The organism is Novosphingobium sp., assembly GCF_965228995.1.
In the GTDB taxonomy this organism is placed as follows: Bacteria; Pseudomonadota; Alphaproteobacteria; order Sphingomonadales; family Sphingomonadaceae; genus Novosphingobium.
On record NZ_OZ245852.1, the window covers coordinates 3,299,773 to 3,326,368 of the forward strand.

Genomic DNA, 26,596 nt, shown 5'->3' on the forward strand with positions numbered 1-26,596 from the left:
CGCGACGAAGTTCCCCCTGTGTGGGACCTGGTGAGAATGGGCTTCAGGAAAGAGAATCGACATCGCCCCGGTTCGTCGCCCCGTGCTCGACACGGGGCTGGGCTATCCTTCCGCAACGCCTGACCCAAACCACCTGAGTATCGCAGCAAGAAAAGCCAAGCCCCGTGTCGAGCACGGGGCGACGAAGTGGAGACTGTGTGGAATGGCACTCCCGGCCTTGTCTCACCCCTCTGGCAGTTCCACGCCTTCCAGCGCCTCGGCAATCAACCGCCGCGTGCCGGCGATCCCGTAGAGCGCGATGAAGCTGCCCATGCGGGGGCCCTGGCTGGAGCCGAGCAGCGTTTCGTAGAGCGCCTTGAACCAATCGCGCAGCGCGCCGATGCAGTAGTGCGGGTCCTTGCCGATCTCGTAGACGAGGGTCTGGAGGTCTTCGGCACTGGCGCTGTCGTCGGTCGCGGCAAGTTCGGCGTCGAGCGCGGCGAGCGCGGCGGCCTCGTTGGGTTCGGGCTTGCGGCGCTGGAGCGTGGGGGCGACGAAATCGCGGTTGTAGGCGAGCGCCGAGGTGACCAGCGTATCGAGCGCGGGGTGCGCGGCAGGATCGGCGTTTTCGACGTAGTTGGCGAGATAGGACCAGACCTGCGCCCGCGTCGCCTGCGCGCCGAGCACGCCGACGAGGTTGAGCAGGAGGCCGTAGGTGACGGGGAGTGTGTCCCCTGCCCCACTATCGCCCCCGTTGGCGCGCAGCAGGTGCCAGACCGGGTTGCCGAGCTGTTGTTCGACCGGCTGGCCGGGCAGCTTTTCGCGGAACTGCCAGTATTCATCGACCGCGCGGGGGATGATCCCGACGTGGAGCGACTTGGCGCTCTTGGGCTCGCGGAAGAGGTAGAAGCCGAGGCTTTCCTCGCTGCCGTATTCCAGCCACTGCTCGATGGTGAGGCCGTTGCCCTTGGACTTGGAGATCTTCTCGCCGTTCTCATCGAGGAACAGCTCGTAGATTAGGCCTTCGGGGCGCTTGCCGCCAAGGACCTGGGTGATGCGGGCCGACTGGGTCACGCTGTCGGTCAGGTCCTTGCCGCACATCTCGTAATCGACGCCGAGCGCGGTCCAGCGCATGGCCCAATCGACCTTCCACTGCAGCTTGGACTTGCCGCCGAGGATCGACTGGACGACCACTTCGCCCTGATCCTCGAAGCGCACGAGGCCCGCTTCGGCATCGACGACTTCGACCGGAACCTGCAGCACTTCGCCGGTCTTGTCGCTGATCGGCAGGACCGGCGAATAGGTGCGGCGGCGCTCTTCGCGCAAGGTGGGGAGCATGATGTCCATGATCGCATCGAACTTGCGCAGGACGTTCTTGAGCGCAGCGTCAAAGGCGCCGGAATTGTAGCGGTCGCTGGCCGAGACGAATTCGTACTCGAAGCCGAAGCGATCAAGGAAATCGCACAGCATCGCGTTGTTGTGGTGCGCGAAGCTTTCGAATTTCTCGAAGGGATCGGGGATGCGCGTCAGCGGGTGGCCGAGCTTGGCGGTGAGCACGGCCTTGTTGGGCACATTGTCGGGCACCTTGCGCAGGCCGTCCATATCGTCCGAGAAGGCGATCAGACGGGTGGGGTGGCCGCCTGTCAGCGTTTCATAGGCGCGGCGCACGAGCGTGGTGCGCAGCACTTCCTGGAAAGTGCCGATATGCGGGAGGCCCGAGGGGCCGTAGCCCGTTTCGAACAATACGGGGACGAGCTCTCCGTTTGCATCGCGCTTCCCGCCGGGAAAACGTTTGACCAGCTTGCGCGCTTCCTCGAACGGCCAGGCCTTGGACGTCTGGGCGGCGGTGAACACATCAAGCGGCGCGGGGTTTTCTGCGTTTTCCATAGCGCCGATCCTTTTGCGGATGGCCCCCGCCAGCGCAAGGAAAAGCTTGTGCGAAAGGCCGGGGGGTCGCTACCGGACGGGAAAGGACCCTGGGGGAGCGATCAATGGAATACGATGAGGTCATGCTCGGACGGCGCAGCATCCGGGGCTACAAGCCCGATCCGGTGCCGCAAAAGCTGATCGAGGAAATCTTGGCACTAGCGATGCGGGCGCCGACATCGATGAACACGCAGCCGTGGAATTTTTACGTGATCACCGGCGAGCCGCTTGCGCGCATCCGGCAGGGCAACACCGAACGCATCCTCGCGGGCGAGCCGGATTCGCGCGAATTTCGCAAGGGTGAGCCGTTTGCCGGCGTCCACCGCGAGCGACAGATCGGCGTGGCCAAGCAGCTGTTTTCCGCGATGGGCATTGCGCGCGATGATGCGGCGATGCGGCAGGACTGGGTGCTGCGCGGCTTTCGCCAGTTCGACGCGCCGGTCTGCGTGATCGTGACGTATGACAAGGTGCTGCAAGGGAGCGACGACACTCCGTTCGATTGCGGCGGGGTGGTGAATGCACTGGTCAACGCGGCGTGGTCGCGCGGGCTCGGCACCGTCATCAACAGCCAGGGCATCATGCAATCACCGGTGGTGCGCGAACATGCCGGGATCGCAGACGATCAGGTGATCATGAAGAGCATTGCGCTCGGCTGGCCGGACGAGAGCTTCCCCGCCAATGCGGTGGTCTCCGAACGCAAATCGGTGGCTGAGGCGGTGACTTTCGTGGGATTTGACAAGACCCCTTCCCTTGCCCCTCCCAACCCTCTCCCCTGAAGGGGGAGAGGGCTAGCGCCTTACTTCAGCAGCGAGAGCACGTTCTGCTGGGCCTGGTTGGCCTGCGCGATCATCGCGGTCGAGGCCTGGCTCAGGATCTGGGCTTTCGCCATCATCGTCGTCTCGGCCGAGTAATCGGTATCGAGAATGCGGCTGCGCGCGTCCGACAGGTTGGTCACGTTGTCGGTGAGGTTGTTGATCACGGATTCGAGGCGGTTCTGGCCCGAGCCGAATTCGGCACGCGCAACGTTGATTGCGGTGAGCGCGGTATCGACGTTGTCCATGGTGGTGCCTGCCTGCGTGGCGGTGCTGACATCGATCGCCTGCGGGTTCGTGGCCGGATCATAGGTGGTGTTGGCGCCGCCGAAGAGCGTGGTGCCGTCGATCGCCTTACTGCGCAGATTCACCGTGTCAGTGGTGTTGCTGCCCGTCTGGATCGAGAACGTCGCATCGTCGGAGCCGTCGGCAGCCGGGGCCGCGCCGATCACGGTGAACAGCTTGGTGCCGTTGAACGTGGTCTTTTCCAGCACTTCGCTGATCTGCGAGGTGAGGTTGGCGACTTCGGACTGCATCGAGGTGCGATCGGTATCGGTATAAGTTGCCGACTTGGCCTGGATCGCGAGTTCGCGGATGCGCTGCAGCATCGCAGTCACTTCGTTCAGCGCGCCATCGGCGGTCTGCGCGAAGCTGATGCCATCGTTGGCGTTGCGGATCCCCTGGCTCATGCCCTTGATCTGCGAGGTCATGGTGGTGGTGATCGCAAGGCCGGCGGCATCGTCCTTGGCACCGTTGATGCGCTTGCCGGTCGAGAGGCGCTCCATCGCGACGCCCGCCATCTTGGACGCCGAGTTCGAAGCGTTCGCCGCACGGATCGCGCTGATATTGGTATTGATGACTGCCATGATGCCCATTCTCCACTATGGGTAAGGGGCGTGGGGCCCCGTCCATGTCCCGAAAGGCCAGAACGGCCGAACCTTGCCGGGTTTAAGGCAGGCGCCCTGCAAGCTGGTGTGAAAGTCATGCGGAAAAGTACGTAAGGCCCCGGCTTGCCCCGCCCCCCGCTTTCCGGTCTAGTGCCCCGGCCATGGCTGCCACCTCCCTCCCCGCGCTTCACGCCAGCCACTCCGGCTGCTGGCTGCGTGACACTGCAGGCACTCGCCCGGTGGGCAAGGGCGAGGCGATCATGGCGGCGGCCGATACGCCGCTGCTGCTGCTCAATGCGCCGCTGGTTGCCAGCCGGCTTGGCTATCCCGACCTCTCCGGGCTCGATCTGCTGGAGCTTTTCGCGTTCATCCACCCCGCGCAGTTCATGGTGCCGACACCCAAAGGGCTGGCGCAGGCGCTCGGGCTGGCTGAGCCTGCCAGTGACGATGCCGTGCCCGCGCTGCTCCAGGCGGCGGCGGATGCCCTGCTGGCAACCTGCGAGGATCCCGCCTGGCCCGAGCGCGAGGGGGCGTGGAGCGCGCTGCAATCGCTGGTGCGGCTGCGCTGGCCCTGGGCGGGGCTGCTCACACCGCGGATCGCGCAGCCGCAGCGGGCGGAGCGCTGGCTGTTTTCGCGCCTGCCGGAATGGGAGGAGACACCCGAGCGTCCGCAGCCCGCGCAGATCGTGCTGGAGCCGGATGCGATCACCGCGCGGCTCGCCGAACTGACCGGCAGCGGCGCAGAAGCGCGCCCGGCGCAGCAAGCCTATGCGCGCGCGGCGGGAGCGATGTTTGCACCCCGCGCCGGGCAGCGCCAGCCGCACATTGTGCTGGCGCAGGCGGGAACCGGGACGGGCAAGACCTTCGGCTATCTGGCGCCCGCCTCGCTGTGGGCCGAGCGTTCGGGCGGGACAGTCTGGGTTTCGACCTATACCAAGGCGCTGCAACGCCAGCTTCGGCGCGAAAGCCGCGCCGCCTTTCCGCCAGAGCGCGCAGGACGGGAAGGCCCGCCGGTGGTGGTGCGCAAAGGGCGCGAGAACTACTTGTGCCTGCTTAATCTGGAAGATGCGCTGCAAGGCGGCTTCACCGGGCGCCCGGCGATCATGGCGCAGCTGGTCGCGCGCTGGGCTGCCTATAGCCAGGACGGCGACATGATCGGCGGCGATCTGCCGGGCTGGCTGGGCACGTTGTTTCGCAAGCGGGGGATCACCGCGCTGACCGACCAGCGCGGCGAGTGCGTCTATGCCGGGTGCCCGCATTTCCGCAAATGCTTCATCGAGCGCGCGGCGCGGGCCTCAGCAGGGGCGGAGCTGGTGATCGCCAACCATGCGCTGGTGATGATCAACGCCGCCCGCGCGCGCGAGCCGGCGCAGCGGCCGACGCGGATCGTGTTCGACGAAGGCCATCACGTGTTCGAGGCAGCGGACAGCACCTTTGCCGCAGCGCTCACGGGCGCCGAAACGGTGGAACTCAGGCGCTGGGTCATCGGGCCTGAAGGCAACCAGCGCGGGCGCCGCCGGGGCCTTGCCGCGCGCCTTGCCGATGTAGCGAGCTATGATGACGAAGGCGCCCGCGCGATTGCCGATGCGCGCGAGGCGGCCGCCGCGCTACCGGGCGATGGCTGGCTGGCGCGGGTCGTCGAAGGGGCTCCGTTCGGCCCGATCGAGGACTTGCTCGCCGAAACGCGCGAACTGGTGCTCTCGCGCGACGAGAGCGGCGGGCAGGAAGCAGGTTATGGGCTGGAGACCGAAGCGGCGCAGCTGGGCGGCGGCTTCGTCGAAACAGCGGGCCGCGCGCAGGAAGCGCTCGAAGCGCTGCGCCAGCCGCTGATGCGCCTTGCGCTGCGGCTCGAAGCGCTGATCGAGGACGCGCCCGACTGGCTTGACGGACCGGCCCGCGCACGGATCGAAGGCGCACGCGGGGCAATCGGCTGGCGCACCGATCTTATTGCCGGGTGGATCGCGCTTCTCGCAAGGCTGGGCGGCCCAGGCGATCCCGAATTCGTCGACTGGCTGGCGCTGGAGCGCTCCGAAGGGCGCGAATGGGATATCGGGCTCCACCGGCGTTACCTCGATCCGATGAAGCCGTTTGCCGAGGCGGTGCTGGCCGGTGCGCACGGGGTGATGATGACGTCTGCCACGCTGACCGACGGCGCCGAAACCCAGAGCGGGGAATGGGGCAGCGCCGTGGAGCGCAGCGGGGCGCCGCACCTCGATCTGCGGCCGCAGGTGTTCTCCGCGCCGAGCCCGTTCGACTATGCGCGCAATGCCGAAGTGCTGATCGTGACCGACGTGCCGCGCGGCGATATTCCCGCGCTCGCCAATGCCTATGGCCGCCTGATCGAGGCTTCGGGCGGCGGCGCGCTGGGGCTTTTCACCGCGATCCGGCGGCTGCGCGCGGTCTATGGCCGGATTGCCGACCGGCTGGCGCGCGGCGGGCTGCCGCTGTTTGCCCAGCATGTCGATCCGATCGATACGGGCACGCTCGTCGATATCTTCCGCGATGATCCGCGCGCCTCGCTGCTCGGCACCGATGCGCTGCGCGACGGGGTGGACGTGCCAGGCCACTCGCTGCGGCTGGTGGTGATGGAGCAAGTGCCCTGGCCCAAACCTTCGATCCTCCACCGCGCGCGGCGGCTGGCCCATGCCGAGAAATTCGGAAGCGGCGGGACACGCGGGGGTGGACAGGCGCACGACGACCGCATCATCCGCGCGCGGCTGGCGCAGGCATTCGGGCGGCTGATCCGCACCGGGACCGACAAGGGACATTTCGTGGTGCTGTCGTCCGCGTTCCCCTCCCGCCTCTTGAGCGCCTTTCCAGCCGGGACACCGGTGCGCCGCGTGACTCTCGATGCGGCTTTACAAAGCGTGGCGGGCAGTGTTTCTGACAGCGCCAACGCCCCTGTGCCGCCCAGCCCGATTGACGAGACCCGCGCGTGAAAACCCTTGCTTTGCTGCGCCACGCCAAGTCCGACTGGTCCGATGCGCGAGCGCGCGATTTCGACCGGCCGCTCAATGCGCGGGGGGTGCGCGGGGCGCAGGCGATGGGGCACCATATCAAGAGCACCTGCCTGCGCTTCGACCGGATCATCGCCTCGCCCGCTGTGCGCGTGGCCGAAACGATCGAGGAAGCGAGCAAGGCCTGGGGGCACAGCTTTCCGGTCGAATGGGACCGGCGGATCTATCTCGCCAGTTCCGCCACGCTGATCGACCTCCTGCGCGAACTTTCGGGCGAGCCGGAAAGCGTGCTGATGATCGGGCACAATCCGGGGCTTGAGGACCTGATCTTCGACATCGTGCCCGATGACGGCACCAGCCCGCTGCGCGAGGAAGTGGAAGTGAAGTTCCCGACCGCGACTTTCGCGGTGATGGAGCTAGCCATCGAGCGCTGGGCCGATCTTGATGAGCGCTGCGGGCGGTTGGTGGCGATGAAGCGTCCGCGCGATCTGGATCCGGAGCTGGGGCCTACGCTGAACGATTGAGGTTGGTGGGCCCTCAGTATCTCGCAGAAACGCCCAACCGGGACGCCCCTCAGTCCTCCAGCGCCGCCGCCAGCCTTCCCCGGATCGTTTCGAGGTGGCGGCGCAGGATGCGGATGGCGGAGATGATTTCCTCTTCCGCAGGCATGGCGCCAGTGCGCGGTGCGGGCGGCGGGGATGCGGGCGTGGCGGCTGGCGCGGGCCTCGGGGTCACCTTGCCGGACAGCGCCTGCCGCGCGCCGCGGATAGTGTAGCCTTCGCGGTGGAGGAGCTGGTCGATCCGCGCGACGAGCGCGATGTCTTCCGGGCGGTAGTAGCGGCGGCCGCCGGCGCGGGTGAGCGGGCGGAGCATCGGGAACTGCTCTTCCCAATAGCGCAGGACATGTTGCTTGAGCCCGAGCGCCTGCGCTACTTCGCCGATTGTGCGCAGGGCGCCGGGCTCCTTGCCATCGGTGAAGGCAGGAGCGGCATTCGGCGCGGAACCCGGGCTATCAACTGCTGGCAGCAATCCGGTCCTTCAGCATCTGGCTGGCGCGGAACGTCATGACGCGGCGCGGGGTGATGGGCACTTCCACACCGGTCTTGGGATTGCGACCGACGCGTTCGGCCTTATCCCGTAGCAGAAAGGTTCCGAAACCGGAAATCTTTACATTCTCGCCCTCTGCCAGCGCCTCGCACATATGATCGAGAATCGCCTCAACCATGCCCAGCGAATCCGCGCGGGACAGGCCGACGCGGCGATTGATGCTTTCTGCAAGATCAGCCCGCGTAAGAGTTCCTATCGAACGCATCCCCAATTCCCCCCCAATAAAAAGCGACAAGCCAGCTTGACACAATACAGTGTCCGCTGTGCTTTACAATCCGCTTTCCACACTATTTTATCGGCCAATCCATTGGTCCGCAACGAAAACTGCAAGACCACAGAGTCCATATTGGCGCGATCAGATGCGGACGAGGCTTGCACCCCAGGTAAATCCGCCGCCCATCGCCTCGAACATCACGAGATCACCGGGCTTGATCCGCCCATCGCGCACCGCCGTATCGAAAGCGAGCGGGACCGAGGCGGCGCTGGTATTGGCGTGGCGATCGACCGTGACGATGACCTTTTCCTCCGGCAGGCCGAGCTTGCGCGCGGTAGCATCGAGGATGCGGGCATTGGCCTGATGCGGCACTACCCAATCAATATCGGCCGACTGGTAACCGCCGGCTACCAGCACTTCCTCGAGCACGGCAGCGAGGTTCACGACCGCGTGGCGGAAAACTTCGCGGCCCTTCATGCGCAGCTTGCCGATCGTGCCGGTGGTCGACGGGCCGCCGTCCATGTGCAGCAGATCGTTGTGCGCGCCATCGGCGTGGAGCCTGGTCGCAATGATGCCGGGCGCCATGGGATCGCTGTCGTCCACGTCCACTGCCTCGAGCACGACCGCGCCCGCGCCATCGCCGAAGAGCACGCAGGTGGTGCGGTCTTCCCAATCGAGCAGGCGGCTCATCGTTTCCGCGCCGATCACCAGCGCGCGCTTGGCCGCGCCCGTGCGCAGCAGCGCATCGGCGGTGGCGAAGGCGTAGAGGAAGCCCGAGCAGACCGCTGCGACGTCGAAAGCAATACCGCCGCGGCACCCGAGCGCGTTCTGCACGACTGTCGCCGTAGCCGGGAATGTCTGGTCCGGGCTGCAGGTGCCGAGCACGATGAGGTCTATCGAGGCTGCATCCATGCCGGCGGCCTCGAGCGCCTTGCGGCAGGCCTCGGTGGCGAGTGTCCCGGTGGTTTCCCCCTCACCCACGATGTGGCGGTTGCGGATGCCGGTGCGCTCGACGATCCACTCGTCGGTCGTATCGACCATCGTCGCCATCTCGGCGTTGGATACGGCGCGTGCTGGTAGGGCAGAACCGCTGCCGCGGATGACGGAGCGCAACGTCATGCCTCGGCCCCCGGTGTGGCTGCCGGTCCGCGCATATTCGCGGCTGGGCCCAGTCCGGATTCAGCAAGGTCGGCCGCGATGCGCTCGGTCAGTCGTTCGGACAGGAGCCGTGCGGTGACCGCGACCGCGTGGGCGACGCCGAGCGCCGATGCACTTCCATGGCTTTTCACGACAACACCGTTGAGACCAAGGAACACCGCACCGTTATGATTGTTGGGATCGAGATGATGCTTGAGCAGCTCGGTCGCCGGTTTGGAAATGAGGAAACCAAACTTCGAGCGCAGCGAACTGGAAAAGCTGCGCCGCAGAAGATCAGCCACGAAGCGCGCCGCGCCTTCCATGGCTTTCAGCGCGATATTGCCGGTGAAGCCATCGGTGACCACCACATCGACATCGCCGCGCGAAAGCTTGTCCGCCTCGGTGAAGCCGTCGAACCGGAAAGCGAGCGCCTCGCCCGCCTGCTTGAGCATGGCGGCGGCATCGCGCAGCTCGTCGGTGCCCTTGTTATCTTCGGTGCCGATATTGAGCAGGCGCACGCGCGGTTCGGCAAGGCCGTGTACCACGCGGGCATAAGCCGCGCCCATGATCGCAAACTGCACGAGATTGCGCGCATCGCATTCGGTGTTTGCACCGAGATCGAGCATGACGAGATCATGGTCGCCCAGCGTGGGCAACAGCGCAGCAAGCGCAGGCCGGTCGATCCCGGGCATCGTGCGCAGCGCGACTTTCGACATGGCCATGAGCGCGCCGGTGTTGCCCGCGCTGACGGCGGCGCCGGCATTGCCGCTCTTCACCGCCTCGATCGCGAGGCCCATCGAAGTTGTGCGCGCGCGGCGGAGCGCCTGGGTGGGCTTTTCATCGCCGGCAACCACATCGGGAGCATGGAGGATTTCGGAGGCAGCGCGCAGGTTCGGGTGCACATCGAGCGCCTGCTTGATGGCAGTTTCATCGCCCACCAGCAGGAACTTGAACTGATCGTGCTGGCGACGCGCGAGTGCGGCGCCCTCGATCATGACGCGCACGCCCACATCGCCGCCCATCGCATCTACGGCGATACGCGGCAAAGCCATAATCCGGCTTTCTCCCCCCTCAGCCGAAATCAGAGGCCGACGGCAATGATCTCGCGGCCGTTGTAGTGCCCGCAGGCACCGCACAGCATGTGCGGGCGCTTGAGCTCACCACAATTGGGGCACTCATGGAAGGCATCAACCTTGAGCGCATCGTGGCTGCGACGCATGCCCCGGCGGGAGGGCGAGGTCTTTCTTTTGGGGACGGCCATCGCGGCACCTGTTCCTGATTTTGAAGTCGTCTATGGGCAAGCGCGATAGGCAAATCCGGACCGGCGCACAACCCCTGTTGGGACGCCTTTTGGGTGGCGGCCCGACGGGAGTTCGGCAGCAAGCTGGAATCGCCGATCGCGGGCGAAGGCGCGCCTATACGGATTTTTGGATGCTTTGCAAGCGTGAGCCCGCTAGGAAGGCCCCGGGGTGTGATAACAAGACCCAAGGGGGATGACCTGATTATGAACTTGCCCATTACGCTCAGCGCCGTCGCAGCGGCCGCGCTGATCAACATCTGGCTTACGATCCGTTGCGGCCAGGTCCGCACGGCCGAGAAGGTTTCGATTGGCGACGGCGGCAATGAGAAGCTGATCCGCCGCATGCGCGCACACGCAAACTTCAACGAGAATACCCCGCTTGTGCTGATCATGATCGCCGCGCTCGAGTTCGTGCATCCCGGCAGCATGGCGCTCGCCGCGGTGGCGGGTGTGTTCCTGCTCGGCCGCGTGGCGCATGGGCTTGGCATGGAGGGAGGCAGCCTGGGCACCGGACGCATGATCGGCACGCTGATCACGCTGCTCACCCAGCTTGGCCTTGCCATCTGGGCGATCATGAGCGCGATCGCATAAGCGCTACTGCATCAGATTGTAATCGCTGACAAAGCTGTTGGTCTGACGTTCCCGGCCGAAGGTGCTGTTCGGCCCATGGCCGGGAACGAACATGATATCGTTGCCGAGCGGCCAGAGCTTCTCGGTGATCGAGGCGATCAATTCCGCATGGTTGCCCATGGGAAAATCGGTGCGCCCGATCGAGCCCTGGAAGATGACGTCGCCCACCACCGCAAAGCGCGAGGGCTGGTGAACGAACACCACGTGGCCGGGCGTGTGGCCCGGGCAGTGGATCACATCGAGTTCGACCTCGCCCACCGTGACCTTGTCACCATCGCCGAGCCAGCGATCGGGTTCGAACACTTCGCCGCGGATGCCCCAGCGCTTGCCATCTTCATCGAGCCGCGAAATCCAGAAGCGATCCGCCTCATGCGGGCCCTCGATCGGCACGCCGAGTTCCTTGGCGAGCACGCCGGTGATGCCGCAATGATCGATATGGCCGTGAGTGACGAGCAGCTTCTCGATCGTGACGCCCGACTTCTCGATCGCCGCACGCAACCGCTCGATATCGCCGCCAGCATCGATGAACGCCCCGCGCATCGTTTTCGTGCACCAGATCAGCGTGCAGTTCTGCTGGAGCGGGGTGACGGGGATGATGGCGGCCTTGAGCGGCTGCTGGGTGGTGGTCTCGGTCATGCTGGGCAAAGTGGCGTTTGAGGGAGAGCAAAGCAACCCCTCCGACCTGCCTTCGGCAGGCCACCTCCCCATTTGTGCCTTGCAAAAATGGGGAGGATTTGCCGGTCCTCCCCATTTTCATGAAGTGCTAATGGGGAGGTGGCAGCGGCGCAGCCGCTGACGGAGGGGTAAAAATCCTAGATGCGCCCGCCCTTCCACACCACGCGTCCGATCACCGCGACGTCCGCCCGGGGGCGCTCCATGCGCGGGTAGGCGGGATTGTCGCTGATGATCTGGACGGTGCCGGCCGAGCCGGGTTCAAGCCGCTTCACCAGCAGCACATCATCCAGCCGGATCACGTGGAGTCCGCTGCGCAAGGGGCGCGCGGAGCGATCGACGAGGATCTCGTCGCCATCGCGCAAAGAAGGCTCCATCGAATCGCCCTCGACCTCGATCACACTGAGCATGACGGGTTCAAGGCCCTGCTGGCGCAACCAGCGGCCGGAGAAGCGCAGGCGGTCAGTCGGGGCTGCATCGAACGCCAGCGTGCCTGGCCCGGCAGATGCGCCCAGCGGCAGGCGCGGGATATCGGCCCAATCGGCGGTCCGCGCGCCCTGCCCTGCCCCGCCTGAGCTGCCCACCGTCAACACCGTCTCACGCGGGGGTGCACCGAGTTCGGCCTCGTCCACCCCGAAGAATTCGGCGAGCGTGCGGCGGTCGTTTTCCTCCAGCTTGCGCGGGGATCCCTTGCGCACGAACTGCTGGAGATAGGCGGCATTGCGGCCAAGCAGGCCCGAGAGCGCCGAGAGGCTGACCCCGCGCTCCGCCGCCAGCGCGACGAGGCGCGTGCGGGCCGGATCCATAGGCGTTTCGCCAGCTTGTTGCGTCTCGAATCGGGAATTCATGACCTTGCTCCATATTCGAAGGATTTTTCCTAGAACTGTAGGAATAATCCGTCAACATAAGAAAAATCTTATTTCGACTCACTTTGGAGGTCCGGCCATGCTGATACGCAAGATCGAGCGGTTCCTTTCCCAACACGCCATGCCGCGCACGCGCTTCGGCCGGCTTGCTGCGCATGACCCGCGCTTTGTCGATGATCTTCGCAACGGGCGCGAGCCCCGCCCCGCGACCGCGAAACGCGTGGAACATTTCATGAACACTTATGGGAGCGCAAGCAATGTGGCTTGATCGCATGTTCCCCGCCCTGCCCTTCGAGCGCAAATCGGAACCCGCCGCAAAGCCGCATCCGCGCGTGCGGATCAGCCCCGGCGAGCGGTTGCTGCGCGCCGTGCTGGCGCTGGCAGGGCCGCACGCGGAGCTGATGGAGCACAGCGAAGCCTCCTGGGCGAGCGTGACGTTCGCAGGCACGCGCCACACCATCGTGCTGCGCTACGAAGGCTGGGAAGCCAGCGACGCCGCCGAAGTGCTGATGGCGGCGCTGCCGGAACACGAGTTCACGATCCCGCGCACGCTGGTGGCCGATGCGGCGGTCGTGCGGCTGGATCAGAAGCTGCTGCCCGAACCCGAGCTGACGGTGGAACTGGCGCTGCTGCTGCTGGATGATGCGTGAGGGGGGCCCTCGCCCCTCAGGGCCGCGCCGCCATCAGCTGCGGCGCGGGGCTGGCACCCACCCAGAGGCTCATATCCACCGCATTGCTCACCTTGAACGGGGTGCCGTTCTTGCTGAGGAATAGTTCCTCCATCTCCTGCCGGTTGAACGGGCGTGAGCCGAGGCGGCCGAAGATCGCGATCTGGCCGCCGGTCTCATCCACCCCGCGATCACGGTCGAGGCCCTTCGAGAGCGCGAGCGCCGGGCTTGGCGTGTGCGCCCAGGCGATCAGTTCGGGCTTGGGTTCGGGCGAGAAGCCGTAGAAGTTCGGCTGGCTGGCGGGTGAGGTCAGCTGCAGCACTTTCACCCCGTTGATCCCGTCCGCCACGTAGGCGAAGAGCGAGGCGTTGGTGGAAGCGACGATGACATCCTCCGCGTCGGTCAGCTGCCCGCCGGCGGTGAAAGCCTCATAGATCGTGGGCTTGGTCGGCGCGGTCACATCGACGATTACAAGGCCCTGCTTCTTCGCGGCGACATAGGCGTAGGTGCGCGCGACATAGACGCGGCGCGCATCATCGAGCAGGACAGTGGCCGAGGGCACGGGCTGGGGCTTCGCCAGACTGGTCACGTCCATCAGCTCGAGACCGTTTGCCGTCGTCACCCAGAGGTAGCGGAACTGCATCGCGGTGGCGCGCGGATCGCGCAAGGGCACGACCGAGGTGATCTTCGGATCGAGGCAGGTTTCGCCGCCCTTCTTGTCCGAAACCTCGCACGGCGCGGCTGGAGACCACGGCTTCGTCAGGTGCACCGTCACCAGCGCTTTGTCGGTGACGATATAGGCATAGTCGCCCGCAAGCGTGATGTGCCGCGCGCCCTTCAGCACGCCGTCGGGATTGAAGGTCAGCGCGCGGTGGAAGAAGTTGTTGCGGAACTCGCCGTCCGCCAGCGTATCGACGTTGACCGCGATCAGGCCCTCCACCGCATCCGTGACGAACGCGTAGTGGTAGATCGGCGAGAACGGCTGCTCCTGGTTCGCCTCGCGCATGTCGGGCGTGTTGCGGGTTGGCGCGATTGACTGGTTGGTGGGGAGCGCCATGCAGGTCGCGTTCGCAGTGTCCACATGCGTATCCTGCCCGAGCGGCGAGAACGGCGCGGTCACGATACGTTCGGAGAAGCCCTTGTCGCCGATTGCGGCGATATCATAGGCGCGGAAGCCGCCCTTCCCTTCGGCGACATACATGTATTCGCCGCGCATCTGCAGGCAGTGCACCGCATCCGAGGTGCCCTTGGTCACGTTGGTGAACTCTTCGCGGCCCGTCGTCTCGCCCGCAAGGTGCTTGTCGAAGATCGCCCCGCGGGTCCAGTTCTTGAGCTCGCGGTTGTTCTTCTCGACATGCTCCTTGTAGAAATCGGGGTAGGCGTAGCGGTGGAGATAGCTGCCGATCACCGCCTGCGGCTCGTCCCACTCCGTCACGCGCACGGCTTCGAAGCCGCCATCGAGCCCGAACCACGCGTTCATGCCGACGAAGTTGACGTAATTGGTGCCGAGCAGGAGCAACTGCGCCATGATCGCGTTGTTGTCGTCATCCTTGCTGAGGTGGCAATCGGTGCACTGCTTGGTTTCCGCCGTGCGCACGGTGTGCGGGAAGTGCGGCGCGAAGGCCTGGCTGGAATAGCCCGCCGAGGAGATCGGCGGCTGCTGCACGTAGATCCGCTCACGGTTGATGTTGGTCGAGGAAAGGATCAGCGCCGACGTCGAGCGGATCGGCGCGGTGATCGCCTTGCCTGATATCGGATTGCCCGAGGCATCGAACTGCACCGGATCCGAGCCGGACGACTTGTTGCGCTGGTGCTTGCCAAGCTGGAACATGTCGTCGCGCGCGACCTGCGGGTTATACGTCGCGTAGTTGCGGGTGTAGTCTTCATCGTATTTGTGCGTGGCGGACTTCCAGTTGGCCTCGATCGGCAAGTGGCAGCCGGCGCACGACGTGGTCCACGAGAGGTGGCAGGTGAAGCAGGCCATGTCGTCGTCGCCATGCGCGCGCTCGGCCTTGGGGACACCGAGGCCGAAGCGGAACATGCCGTCCTCGGCGCCGGACTTGCCCATCAGCTTGGCGCGGGCGGCCTTGGGATTGAACACCGGCTTGCCGCTCGGCTCGGTCATGCCCTGATACTGCGGATCCACCGATTCCTTGACGAGGCTCACGCGCCACGAAAGCTTGGGATCGATGATCGAGCGCTGAGTGAGGACACGGCGGCCGTTCTCCATCGACCATTCGAACCGGCGCTGGCCATCGGCATTGCGCAGCAGGGCAAGGTTCTCGCCCTTCTCCGGCGCGGCGAGGTTCGAGGTCATCAGCGTGGGATAGGCATCGGGCGTGCCGTGGCAGTCCTTGCAGCCGATCGAGACGGCATTGGCGACTTCGCCGTAGATCAGGCCATTGCCGTGGCTATCCTGCGCGAAGTGACAATCAGCGCACTGCATGCCGAGCTGCGCGTGGATATCCATCATGTGGACCGACTTGCCCGGATTATCCGGGCCGACGTCGACGAACTTGCCCTCGCCCGTCTTGCGCCACTTCTCGGGATCGTCGGGCGAGATGATGTGCGCCTTGTCGGTGCCGTAGGTTGACATGTCGCCGCCCGCATCGAGCAGGTTGCCGCGCCGGTCGCGCTTGAGGATCGCGCGGAAGTTCCAGCCGTGGCCGTGGTAGTCGGCGAACTGGGTGTCCTTGTTGTCCTTGTTCAAGTCGTAGACGTTGCGCAGGAATTCCACATCGCGCCACAGGCCGTGGGTGCTCGCGCCTTCGGGGTTGCGATCAAGCACTTCGCGCGCTTCGGCCATGTTGGGGTGGAACTGCTTCTTGAACGCCTTCTTCCAATCGGCATCGGTGACGCCCGGCGGCTTTGGCGCGGTGTTTTCGGGCCCGGGCCACATGCGCGGCGCATCGGATTCGTAGTCCCACATCGTGTAGCCGAGGAACGAGTTCAGGAAGATATTGGGCTGGTGCATGTGGCAGTTCATGCACTGCGCGGTGGGGATAGCGCGGGTGAAGGCGTGGACCAGCGGGTGGCCGCGCTCGCGCTCTGCCATGGGGACGGGGCCGGTGGTGGCCGCATGGCCGCCCGCGTCGAGCCCGGCAGCGGCATGCGCATCGGCCTGGCTCATGCGGTGATCGTCCATCGTGCCGTGCGGTGCGGCGCCTTGGGCGGGCGCATAGACAAGCTGTTCGGCAGACGCGATCGCGCGGGCGCAATCGCCCTCGCGGTCGGCAGACTCTTCGGGGTCGGTCGCATCGCCGCCGAGGTACTTGCCGTGGCCGCCGAGCACGGTGCCGCGCACGCGGGTTTCGTGGCCGTGCTTCGCCGCATCATAGCTGCCATAGGCGCCGGTGCGGTGCTCGCCTTCGCGCAAGCTGTTGATCGTCGGATCGGCGGTGATCGTCTGCCCGTCGCGCCCGCATTTCGCATAGTTCAGGCTGTGACGCGGCTCGCGGTCGTTCGCGTAGATCACGTGGCACGCCGCGCAGCCCGAGGAGCGGTAGTCGCCCGGCTGGTCGTTGGTGCCCATCTGAAACAGGAACGGATCGTTGAGGCGCGTCTTGTGGATGTTGAGCACCGGGATCGCGACACGCAGGCCAGTGGCGGGGCCTCGGTTCGATTGCTTGAGATCGGGGCGGCCCGGCTCTTCCAGCCGCTGGATCGCACCGGTCGAGTTGGGCAGGCCGATTTCGGGGAACTGCGGGTTGATCGTGCGCCCGCCATCCTCGAACACGCGGAAGATGTCGCCCGGCGGAATCGTGTGCCACTTGGGGAGCGGATAGAGGATGGGCAGCGCGCCGCGCGCCTTCTCCGCCGGGGTTACGGTGCCCCACATCGGCTTCCCATCGGGGCCGATCTGCTTCGATGCGGACTTGAGCAGCGCAGGCTCGCCCTGGCGCGTGAAGCTTTCCCCGAACAGGTAGTTTTTGAACGGCACGATGCCGTTGTTATAGGCCGCGCCGCCCCACAGCATCGCGCCGGTGCTCATCAGCGAGCGTTCCGAGGCTTCGATGATCGACATGTGGCAGGCCCCGCAGGAATCGCGCGCGACGCGGTAGTCCGAGGGGTTCACGAAGCGGATGAATTCGGGGCTTTCCTTGGCGAGCAGCGTGTAGGAGCGCTGGGGATTGGCCGAGCTGGGCCAGCCCCACGCCACCGGGAAGCGCGGCAGGACATGCGCGTCCTTCATGGCCGCGACATAGTCCATCGAACCGCGCGCCCAGCGGCGGTCCGCCACAATCTTCGTTTTGCCGCCGTGGCAATCGGCGCAGGACAGCACCACCGCCGGGCTCGCGTGCATGGTGCGGTGGTCGCTCTTGGTGTGGCAGCTGACGCAGCCCGCGTTCTGCTTGTCGACGTAGGCCCATTGCTCGGTGGCCGTATCGCCCGGCTGGCCGCGCGGGGCGGGCGGCGCGCGGGTGTAGATGATCTTCTGCGCCACTTCCTCGCCCGAAGCCCAGAGCGCGGTGGGCACCGCCAGCGCGCCGACCAGCAAGGCCAGCCAGAGCAGCAGGGTCTTGCGAAGAGTGCGAGGGCCGGATGGCATGGTCGGTCGGTTGCCCATCAGAAAGCCAGCGTCAGGTTGGCGAGCACGGAGTAGAACTGCTTGCCGTGGCCGCGCTGGTCGAACAGGTCACGGAAGCCCTTGCCAGCTTCGAGCACCGCGCCGGAGAGCCGAAAGACCACGTTCTGCGCCGCCTTGGGCCGCCAGGTGGTGGCCATCGAAAGGTCCCAGCCGATCGAGCGGGGGATCGAGCCCTCGTTGCGCAGTTCCTGCAGCACGGCGGTGTTGGCGAACCACAAGTGGTTGGCATTGGTGGTGAAGCGGAAATTGGGCGTGAGATCGAAATCTGCGCCCAGCCCGGCGAGCGCCGTGCCGGGATTGAGGAAGTTGGACTGCCCCTGCTCCTTCGAGGAGCGCAGCGAATTGAGAATGCCGTTGCGCCCGTTGATCCCGATGACGCGCCCGCCGCCCGCGAAGGGGATCGACTGGCGGATCCAGTAGGACGTATCGGCGCCCGCGAACTGCGGGTTCTCGAAAATCGCGTCGAAGCCGGTCTCGGTGTTGTCGTAAGGGTCGCTATCGCCCGTGGCGTAAAGCGCGGAAGCGCGGAACCGCGCCCAGTTGCGATCATAGCTCAGCTCGGCCGCGCCGAAGAACGCGCGGATCTTGGCAGGCTCGCTGGTGAGGTAGTTGTTCCGGTCCCTGCCGAAAGCGCCGTAGAACTGGCCCGTCAGGTTGAGGCGGCCGATATGCCCGTCCACCCCGTAGCCGAGATAGAGCACGCGGTACCGGCGCGGGCGCAGATCGCCGATCAGCGCCGGGCGGACCGGGAAGCCGTTGGCATCGGTGGTGATGCGCGTTTCGCGGTTGATATTGTACGTCGCCGAAAGCTGGCTGGTGAGGCCGACGAACGGGAAATCCTGGCGATAGATATTGCCGGTGATGATCCAGTCCCGCCGCAGCGGTGCGGCGATATTGTTGAGCCCCGAATTGGTTTCCTTCTCGATCCGCCAGAACGCGCCGATGTTGAACTGCATCCGGTTGTTGTCGCGGTTGCCAAAGAGGCGGATGCCCAGCTGGTTGTCGTTGAAGAGGAAGCCGCGGAAGTCCGCCTGAAACGGCTGGATGCCCACGCGCAGCGAGACGAAATCGAACCGGCTCGAATCGAACCGGCCGAGGTGGTAGTCGACGAAGGCTTCCTGCAGGCCGATGAAGCCATCGGTGCGCTTGGTGCCCTTGGAAGGCTCGACATAGAGCACGCGCCGTTCGGGCACTTCGACATGGTTGAGATTGGCCGCGATCGCCACGCGGTATTCGACCACGGGCGGCTTGAACGCCGTCTCGCCCTTGAGCAGCGAGAACCCGGCAATGAACGTCTGCGACAGCACGAGGCTGTTGCTGCGCCCGAACGTATCGTTGGAATCGGGATCGGTCGTCGTCTGGTTGCCGACCGGGATCGGGAAGCTGCGCGGCTCGATCACCGTATCGGACACGGCGTTCGCGATGAAGAACCAGTCATCGCCCTTGAGGAAACCCGGCTTCTTGCCCGGCGCGAGCGGGCGGTCGCCCTTCAGCGTATTGTGGTGGAACGGATCGAGCTGCGAATGGCAATCCGAGCGGAACCGTGATGCCAGAAGCCGCCCGAATGTATTGTCCCCTTTCGCCGCAGGGCAGAGCGACGATACGATGCGCCAGCGATCCGGCACGCCGGTATTCAGCACGAGATCGGAAGGTGAGCCCTCCCCGTCCCACTTGTCGTAGAAGGCTTCGGGCGGCGGCGCATTGACCGCGCCGGGATTGTCCTGCTCGACCTTGTCCGGCAGCGACTTCTGGTAGCCGGGGCGGCGGCGGCCATCGATCAGGGCGCCGTCCGCCGTGGTGGGTTCCGCGGCAGGGGCAGGCGCTGCCGCCGGTGCCGTGGCGACGGCAGGCGCTTGCTGGGGCGCAGCCTCTGCGGCCGGCGCTACCAGCGCCAGCATCGGGGCAAGAAGGGACGCGAAAAAGCTCACAGCCCCTCGCAAACGTTCTGAGCCGAGGTATCGAGGAACGGCGCGAACGGGCAGCTGATGTAGCGCAGCCGCACGCCGACACCGATGTTCACCACGATCCGGTCCGACCGGATGGCTTTGGGCGCGTTGCTGATGGTGCCGACCCGCCGACCGCCGTTGTTGACGCCGAGAAAGCCGATCATGTTGTCCTGATCGATGCCGTCACCCGAAACGCCGATGGCCCCGACCAGCATGTTGCCGCGATAGATCGGCACCGAACCGGAGAAGATCTGGATTCCGTTGGCCAGGCGCTGCTGGCCATTGGGCGCGAGCGGAATTTTCGTGCAGCGATTGGCATCGAGCGTGTGCGCGATAAGCGCGGTCTGCAGCCCGGTCGCGAAAGGGCTGAACTTGGCGATGGGCACCGAAAGCGGACCATTCGGGCGGCCAACTTCGCCATCGGGAAAATAGGGACGCGCGAGATTGCCGATGGCGCGGTTCGAAAAGGCGATCTTGCCGGTCAGCGCCGTGTTGTCGGCAAGGAAAGTCCGTGTCGCGGCGACAGTCGAGGCCACGCCCGGATCGGGATCGGCGAGGAGCAGTTCGCCCGCCCTGCGGTTGGTGAAGAACGCCGCCGTGCGCGCCTTCTGCAGCGCGACGTCCGTGCCAAAGATCGGCGCATCGGGGCTGCGCACGAGGCCGAGCGGAGTACCCCAGCTGTCCACCACAGAGATCGTCACTTGCGCTGGCGTATCGAGCGGGCGGCGGATCTGCGCGCGGGCCCGGCTCATGATCTTGAAGGCTTCCTCCAGTACCGCACGAACTTCTGCCGGGCTGAGCGCGGTGCCGACTTCGGCGGCATCGGTCCCGCCGCGGATCGGGAAGCGGTTCACGCCGTTCCCGTCGCTCAGGACGAAGGCTTCAGGATTGCTGAACTCGCTCGCCTTGGCAAAGCGGATGCCGCTGCGTTCGGTGCCATAGGCAACGCCGGGAAGGATGGCTGTCCCGGCATAGAAACCCGCGACCGCGATAAGCGCCCCGGCCCCAGCACCAAGCGCGGCAAAGCTCGATTGCAGGGGGTGCAGCTGGGTTGGCTTGGCATCGGAAAAGCGCAGCGTGGTGCCATCGACCGGAATGCGGTCCGCCCGGATCGTGATTGGCGGGGCGTAACCCTGCTCGCCTGCCAGGGCCACGAGTTCGTCAAGGTCGGTGTCGAAATCGAGCACATTGGGATCGAAGCCGTAGATCCCGTCGGCCATCACGCCGATCCCGCCGACGACCACGCCGTTCTTGTAAAGCGGCAGCCCGCCCGGATCAGCCGCAAGGCCGAGCGGGGAGCGTTTGGGGCCGATCATCGCGGTCGGCGCGGCGGCGGAGCCGGGAAAGCGTGTGTTGAGATCCGAGCAGGGCAGCTGGCTGAACTGCACGCCGAACAGGGGCCCGGATTCCAGCCCCGGCGTGCTCGGCGCAGGCGGGAAATGCTGCTGCACGATCATCGAGGCAGTGCGTGTGGAGAAGGCATTGCCGCTGGAGGACAGATACGCCGCGGTGATCGCCTTGGCGATTGCGCCCGCTTCCGAAGGGAACGTCGTCGCGGGAAGCTGGGTCGGCGCCAGGATGCGCATCGTGGTGCCAGCGCCGGTCATGCGGTAGACCGCGAGGACATTGCCCACCCGGTCGACCACCGCGATCGTCGCTTTGGCGCCGCGCGCCTTCGCCTCGCCGACCGACTGCGCGATAGCCTTCTGCACATCGGCAACGGTCAGCGCCTCAAGCGGAGGCGCGGTGTAGACCGCAGCTGCGGCGCTGCCCACCGCAACCGGTGCGAGACCCGACAGGAACAGGCCGACCAGCGCAAGCCAGGCAGCCAGATGGGTGGGCAAGTTTCGTAAGGCCATCAGCGCAAACTCCGGATGGAACGAACCGCGCCCCCCAGCGCGCGTCGGAAAGCAATCGGCTGGAACCCGTTGGGATCGCGCACGGCGGCATAGGCCTGATTGATCTGGATGCGCAGGTTCCCCGCGCCGCCCGCCGTCACCATGCCTGCGTTGACCATGCCGTTCAGCAGCGTATCGAGCGCCATGACCGACTGGACCGAGCCCTCGTAATCGGTGAAGCGTTCGGAAATCGCATCGCTGGCGATCGTGTCGATCACCGTAAAGGCCTGATCGCGGCTGAAAGCCGTTACGGCAAAGCGCGCCGATAGAGCCTCGGCCGCCTGCCGCAGTGCCTGCGCGGCCGCCACCGTCTCGCCGCGCCCCACACCCATCGCGCGGTGAAACGCCCTGGAGCGCGCATCGAACGTGGCTGCCTCAGCGGGCGCAACGACGCGCGCGGCGGCCAGCAGCAGGATCATGTTCTCGTCGTTATAGGGCGGCATGCCGGCGTGGATCGGGCGGCCCGGATTGGGCACCGCACTGACGCTCGCCTCGTCGCTATCGTAGATGCGGCGGTGGCAGGAATGGCAATCGTAGAAGGTGAATTCGGGGAATACCCCGTCGCTGGCCTTGGCCGGCTGCAGGTAGAGCGAGAGCCCGCGCGAAACCGCCTCGGCCTGCCCGATCGCCCACATCTGCATCGAATTGGTCTTGTGGCCCTTGCGCGCGATGTAGTCGGCATCCTCATCGTGGTGCTGCTGCAGCGTGCTGAACAGATCGAGCTCGAACGAGATGCGCGGATGGCCCGCGGCCATGATGCGGTGCGCGATGAACTGGCCCTGCCCGTCGCCGGAGAGGTGGCAATCGAGGCAGACCCCGGCGCGCACGCGCGGCACGGTCAGATCGGTCATCCCTTGCGCCACGTTGCGCGCATGGCTGGTGCCCACGGTGTAGTGCGTGGCGAGCCAACCGCCGCTCGCGCCCGCTCCGGCATTGCCGTGGCAAGCCTCGCAATCGACGCCATCGGCGAGCTTGGCCGCCCCTTGCGAGGCGTGGCAGCCGGCGCATTCGCGCACAAGCCCGGCACTGTCGAGCCCGAGACGGCGGGCGATGGCCTGGCCGCGCGGCTCACCGATCACGCGCCAGGCGCGGCTGTGCGCGCCGGTGGGTGAGCTTTCCTCCTGCCAGCGCAGGAGTTCGTCCTGACGGACCGGTGTGCCGCTGGCGACGCTGCGCCCATGGCAGGTCGAACCCGCGCAGCTGGCAACGCCCATGTGCGCGCGCAGCGTGCCGCCATCGGTCGCAGTCTCAGCCCGGAGCGGAGCGGAATGCAGGATGAGCGCACCGCCAAGCGCGGCAAGCGCAAGCGCGAGGCAAGCAAGGCCTGCCATGAACGGAGACTTCACCCCGCGGCGAAGGGCAGCCTCGAACGACCGCACCAGTGTCGATATGCCCCGCATTGCCCCTCGTTCCCTACGCCCGGCGCTTGATGCGGAGGAACCATTCCGGCCCTCACCGCGCGCAGGACGAGACCTAACAGGGCGACCCTTAAAGCATTGGTTACGCCAGACAGTGCGTGCCGTTCAAGCGCGGAATTATATCCATTGCGACCATTTACCGAATGCCCGCGGCACTTGTCCCGCGCAGGGACGCCACCAGAGCCTGGGGCGCCCCTGACGGCAGGCGTTCAGACCCGGCGGATCACGAGATTGCGGATCTCGCTCATGTCTTCCATCGCAAAGCGCACGCCCTCGCGGCCGAGCCCGGAATCCTTGACCCCGCCATAGGGCATGTTGTCGACCCGGTAGCTCGACACGTCGTTGACCACGACACCGCCGACCTCGAGGTGATCCCAGGCCTCAAGCACTTTGTGAATATCGCGGGTGAAGATACCGGCCTGCAAGCCGAATTTGCTATCGTTCACTTCGTCCAGCGCCGCATTCCAGTCGCTGAACTTCGACAGCAGGACCACCGGGCCAAACGCTTCCTCGGTGTAGACCTCCATGTCGCGGCTGCAGCCTTCGAGCAGCGTGGCCTCCAGCATCGCGCCGTCGCAGCCGCCGCCGGCCAGCAGTGTTGCGCCGCCGGCAACGGCTGTGTCGATCCAGCCCTTGAGGCGCTGCGCTTCCTTGGCCGAGATCATCGGTCCGATGAAGGTATCCCGCGCCTTGGGATCGCCGGAGATCAAGGTTTTCAACTTTTCTGCCAGCATGTTGCGGAACGTTTCGTAGATGCTTTCGTGGACAATCACGCGCTGCACGTGAATGCACGACTGGCCCGACTGGTAATAGCCGCCGAACACGATCCGGGCGAGTGCATGATCGAGATCGGCATCGGCGTCGACGATGACCGCGGCATTCCCGCCAAGCTCCAGCACGACCTTCTTCTTGCCCGCCTTGGCCTTGAGTTCCCAGCCCACCCCGGGCGAACCGGTGAAGGAGAGCAGCTTCAGCCGCTCGTCGGTGGTGAAGAGATCGGCGCCATCGCGGCTAGCCGGGAGGATCGAGAAGGCGCCTTCGGGGAGGACATCGCACTCGGCCAGCACTTCGCCCATGATGATCGCGCCGAGCGGGGTGAGGCTGGCGGGCTTCATCACGAAGGGGCAGCCCATCGCAATCGCCGGGGCGATCTTGTGCGCCGCAAGGTTGAGCGGGAAATTGAACGGCGAGATGAAGCTGCACGGCCCGATGGGAACTCGCTTCCACATCCCCATGTAACCCTTTGCACGGGCAGAGATATCGAGCGGCTGGACTTCGCCGTAATTGCGCGTCGCTTCTTCACTGGCGATGCGGAACGTATCGATCAGGCGAGTCACCTCGCCTTCAGCGTCCGCGATCGGCTTTCCGGCTTCCACGCAAAGCGCATAGGCCAGTTCGTCAAAGCGCTCGATGAAGCGGCGGACGCAGTGGGCGAGGACATCGCGCTTCTCGTAGCTCGCCAGCCGCGCCATCGGCTCCGCCGCGCGGACCGCGCCGGCAATCGCCGCGTCGATCACATCGGGCGTCGCAAGCGCGGTGCGGAAGGCGATCTCACCGGTGAACTTGTCGGTCACGACAAGATCGGTGTTCGGCTGAACAGCCTTGTTGTTGAGATAGAGCGGATAGACGTCTTTGAGTTTGGTCATGGCAAGCCTTTGGAGGGGAGCGCGCGGCCCCCGGTTTCGTTCTTGCGAGCAAGGCGATGCAATCCCGGGCGGATGCGCGCCAGAGCTCTGGATTGTTTCATCACGGCGCTGCCACGCCGGTGACGAGATTGGTGTTTACAGCGCCTTGGACAGCGCTTTGATATCCTTGTTGAGGATCTGGTCGTTTTCCGAATAATCGACCGGGCAATCAATCAGGTGGACACCGGGTGTATCGCGGCAGTGCGCGATGAGTTCCTTGAGGTGCGCCGAACTCTCGACGCGGTGGCCATGCGCTCCGTAGCTCTCGGCATACTTCACGAAGTCCGGATTGCCGTAAGTCAGGCCGAAATCGACAAAGCCCATGTTGGCCTGCTTCCAGCGGATCATGCCGTAGCTGCTGTCGTTGAGGATCAGCACGGTGAGATTGAGCCCGAGGCGCACCGCGGTTTCCATCTCCTGGCTGTTCATCATGAAGCCGCCATCGCCGCAGATCGCCATGACCTTGCGTTCGGGATAGAGCATCGCGCTCATCATCGCCGAGGGCAGCCCCGCCCCCATCGTGGCGAGCGCATTGTCGAGCAGCACGGTATTGGGCCGGTAGGCAGTGTAGCCGCGCGCGAACCAGATCTTGTAGACGCCGTTGTCGAGGCAGATGATCCCGTCATCGGGCATCGCCGCGCGGACTTCGCTGACGAGGTGCGGCGGGAAGATCGGGAAGCGCGCGTCCGCCGCCAGCGGGGCGGTGTGCGCGACTTCTGCGGCGCGGTACTCGAGCATCTTGCCGCAAGTCCAGCTGCCCGAGGGCACGATGTCTTCCTTCATCTGCCAGATCGCGTTGGCGATATCGCCGATCACTTCGATATGCGGGAAATAGACCGGATCGACTTCGGCCGTCTTGGACGAGACGTGGATCACCGTTGGCCCGCCATCGCGCATGAAGAAGGGCGGCTTTTCAATCACATCGTGTCCGATGTTCACAATGCAGTCGGAGTCTTCGATGGCCCGGTGGACGAAGTCTCCGGCAGAGAGCGCCGCGCAGCCGAGGAACTTGGGATGCCGCTCGTCGATCACACCTTTGCCGAGCTGAGTGGTGAGGAACGGGATACCGGTCTTCTCGACGAACTGGAGCAGCATGCGCCCGGTCATCGTGCGATTGGCGCCCGCGCCGATCACCAGCACCGGCGATTTCGCGGCCTCCAGCGCATTGACCGCCTGGCGCACCGACTTGGGATCGGCGCTGGGGCGGCGGACCTGGCTGCGCTTGATGGGCCGCGAATCGGTGTGTTCGTCGGCAATGTCCTCAGGCAGTTCGATGTGAGTCGCGCCCGGCTTCTCCTCCTCGGCGAGGCGATAGGCCTCGCGCACCCGGCTCGGGATATTGTCCGAGCTTGCCATCTGGTGCGTGAACTTGGTGATCGGCCCCATCATCGAGACGACGTCGAGGATCTGGAAGCGGCCCTGCTTCGATTTCTTGATCGGCTTCTGGCCGGTGATCATCAGCATGGGCATGCCGCCGAGCGTGGCATAGGCCGCGGCGGTGACGAAGTTGGTCGCCCCCGGCCCCAGCGTGGCGATGCAGACGCCGGTCTTGCCGGTGTGTCGGCCATAGGTCGCAGCCATGAAGCCTGCGCCTTGCTCGTGGCGGGTCAGCACCAGCTTGATCTTCGTGGAGCGCGAGAGCGAGTCGAGGAAATCGAGGTTCTCTTCCCCGGGCACGCCGAAGATGTATTCGCAGCCTTCTTCCTCAAGGCATTCGATAAACAGGTCGGACGCTTTCTTGCCCCCGGAAACCTTGCCAGCATCTTCGCTCATGTGATCGCTCCCCCAAGGGAGCACGCGGCAGCGCCTCCCTTTACCAATACGGTCGCGACCATCCGGCGGTTACGGCTGCCGCGCACCACCTTGCCCCAAGGGGTAACAAAGCCCTGCGCGCGAGTCACGCCCT

At 65.6% G+C, this 26,596-nt stretch carries 20 protein-coding genes; 5 read left to right on the plus strand and 15 right to left on the minus strand.

Annotated elements, in window-relative coordinates; all coding sequences use genetic code 11:
* Window positions 1–222 precede the first annotated feature (222 nt).
* Window positions 223–1,866, minus strand: coding sequence for a lysine--tRNA ligase (locus ACO056_RS15060; RefSeq protein WP_421848154.1), 1,644 nt, complete (start codon window positions 1,864–1,866; stop codon window positions 223–225).
* A 104-nt stretch (window positions 1,867–1,970) separates the two neighbouring features.
* On the opposite strand from ACO056_RS15060, the gene ACO056_RS15065 reads away from it, so the two are divergent.
* A complete protein-coding gene (locus ACO056_RS15065) occupies window positions 1,971–2,681 on the plus strand; it encodes a nitroreductase (protein ID WP_421848156.1) in 711 nt (236 codons plus the stop codon).
* A 20-nt stretch (window positions 2,682–2,701) separates the two neighbouring features.
* Here ACO056_RS15065 and ACO056_RS15070 read toward each other — a convergent pair whose 3' ends face one another.
* Window positions 2,702–3,583: a flagellin gene (locus ACO056_RS15070; protein WP_421848158.1), complete on the minus strand. Its 882-nt coding sequence runs from the start codon at window positions 3,581–3,583 to the stop codon at window positions 2,702–2,704.
* Between the two features lie 182 nt (window positions 3,584–3,765).
* Between ACO056_RS15070 and ACO056_RS15075 the strand changes: the two genes are divergently transcribed.
* A complete protein-coding gene (locus tag ACO056_RS15075) occupies window positions 3,766–6,543 on the plus strand; it encodes an ATP-dependent DNA helicase (protein WP_421848160.1) in 2,778 nt (925 codons plus the stop codon).
* Entirely contained in the window at window positions 6,540–7,085 is a 546-nt protein-coding gene (locus ACO056_RS15080) for a SixA phosphatase family protein (RefSeq protein WP_421848162.1), read from the plus strand. Before ACO056_RS15075 ends, ACO056_RS15080 begins: the two co-directional genes overlap by 4 nt.
* Window positions 7,086–7,134: 49 nt before the next feature.
* Here the strand turns inward: ACO056_RS15080 and ACO056_RS15085 are convergent, their stop codons facing one another.
* The 5 genes from ACO056_RS15085 to rpmF form a co-directional block, all read right to left on the minus strand.
* Window positions 7,135–7,590 carry a MerR family transcriptional regulator gene (locus tag ACO056_RS15085; protein WP_421848164.1) on the minus strand — a complete coding sequence of 152 codons (456 nt, stop codon included), beginning with the start codon at window positions 7,588–7,590 and terminating at the stop codon, window positions 7,135–7,137.
* Entirely contained in the window at window positions 7,574–7,873 is a 300-nt protein-coding gene (locus ACO056_RS15090) for an integration host factor subunit alpha (RefSeq protein WP_421848166.1), read from the minus strand. The genes ACO056_RS15085 and ACO056_RS15090 overlap by 17 nt, the downstream gene beginning before the upstream one ends.
* A gap of 150 nt (window positions 7,874–8,023) precedes the next feature.
* A complete protein-coding gene (locus tag ACO056_RS15095; protein WP_421848168.1) occupies window positions 8,024–9,001 on the minus strand; it encodes a beta-ketoacyl-ACP synthase III in 978 nt (325 codons plus the stop codon).
* Window positions 8,998–10,071, minus strand: coding sequence for a phosphate acyltransferase PlsX (gene plsX, locus ACO056_RS15100; RefSeq protein ID WP_421848170.1), 1,074 nt, complete (start codon window positions 10,069–10,071; stop codon window positions 8,998–9,000). Before plsX ends, ACO056_RS15095 begins: the two co-directional genes overlap by 4 nt.
* A 29-nt stretch (window positions 10,072–10,100) precedes the next feature.
* The gene (gene rpmF, locus ACO056_RS15105) at window positions 10,101–10,280 is read right to left on the minus strand and encodes a 50S ribosomal protein L32 (protein ID WP_298191684.1); all 180 of its coding nucleotides are present in this window, start codon (window positions 10,278–10,280) and stop codon (window positions 10,101–10,103) included.
* Between the two features lie 243 nt (window positions 10,281–10,523).
* Between rpmF and ACO056_RS15110 the strand changes: the two genes are divergently transcribed.
* A complete protein-coding gene (locus ACO056_RS15110; protein ID WP_421848172.1) occupies window positions 10,524–10,910 on the plus strand; it encodes an MAPEG family protein in 387 nt (128 codons plus the stop codon).
* Window positions 10,911–10,913: 3 nt separating this feature from the next.
* Here ACO056_RS15110 and ACO056_RS15115 read toward each other — a convergent pair whose 3' ends face one another.
* Window positions 10,914–11,585 (minus strand): MBL fold metallo-hydrolase, encoded by a 672-nt coding sequence (locus tag ACO056_RS15115; protein WP_421848174.1) that lies wholly within the window; start codon window positions 11,583–11,585, stop codon window positions 10,914–10,916.
* A gap of 176 nt (window positions 11,586–11,761) precedes the next feature.
* On the minus strand, window positions 11,762–12,427 hold the full coding sequence (locus ACO056_RS15120) for a S24 family peptidase (protein ID WP_421848176.1): 666 nt from the start codon (window positions 12,425–12,427) through the stop codon (window positions 11,762–11,764).
* A 317-nt stretch (window positions 12,428–12,744) separates the two neighbouring features.
* Between ACO056_RS15120 and ACO056_RS15125 the strand changes: the two genes are divergently transcribed.
* Entirely contained in the window at window positions 12,745–13,137 is a 393-nt protein-coding gene (locus ACO056_RS15125) for a hypothetical protein (protein WP_421848178.1), read from the plus strand.
* 16 nt (window positions 13,138–13,153) lie between these two features.
* Here the strand turns inward: ACO056_RS15125 and ACO056_RS15130 are convergent, their stop codons facing one another.
* The 6 genes from ACO056_RS15130 to ACO056_RS15155 form a co-directional block, all read right to left on the minus strand.
* On the minus strand, window positions 13,154–17,704 hold the full coding sequence (locus ACO056_RS15130) for a hypothetical protein (protein ID WP_421848180.1): 4,551 nt from the start codon (window positions 17,702–17,704) through the stop codon (window positions 13,154–13,156).
* 17 nt (window positions 17,705–17,721) lie between these two features.
* Window positions 17,722–19,641 (minus strand): hypothetical protein, encoded by a 1,920-nt coding sequence (locus ACO056_RS15135; protein ID WP_421855530.1) that lies wholly within the window; start codon window positions 19,639–19,641, stop codon window positions 17,722–17,724.
* A gap of 26 nt (window positions 19,642–19,667) precedes the next feature.
* Complete coding sequence (locus ACO056_RS15140; RefSeq protein ID WP_421855533.1) at window positions 19,668–21,464, minus strand: heme-binding protein; 1,797 nt, start codon at window positions 21,462–21,464, stop codon at window positions 19,668–19,670.
* Between the two features lie 83 nt (window positions 21,465–21,547).
* Window positions 21,548–22,987, minus strand: a complete 1,440-nt coding sequence (locus ACO056_RS15145; protein ID WP_421848182.1) for a multiheme c-type cytochrome — start codon at window positions 22,985–22,987, stop codon at window positions 21,548–21,550.
* A gap of 227 nt (window positions 22,988–23,214) precedes the next feature.
* Window positions 23,215–24,651: an aldehyde dehydrogenase family protein gene (locus tag ACO056_RS15150; RefSeq protein WP_421848184.1), complete on the minus strand. Its 1,437-nt coding sequence runs from the start codon at window positions 24,649–24,651 to the stop codon at window positions 23,215–23,217.
* Window positions 24,652–24,786: 135 nt separating this feature from the next.
* Window positions 24,787–26,463, minus strand: a complete 1,677-nt coding sequence (locus ACO056_RS15155; RefSeq protein WP_421848186.1) for an acetolactate synthase large subunit — start codon at window positions 26,461–26,463, stop codon at window positions 24,787–24,789.
* Window positions 26,464–26,596: the final 133 nt, after the last annotated feature.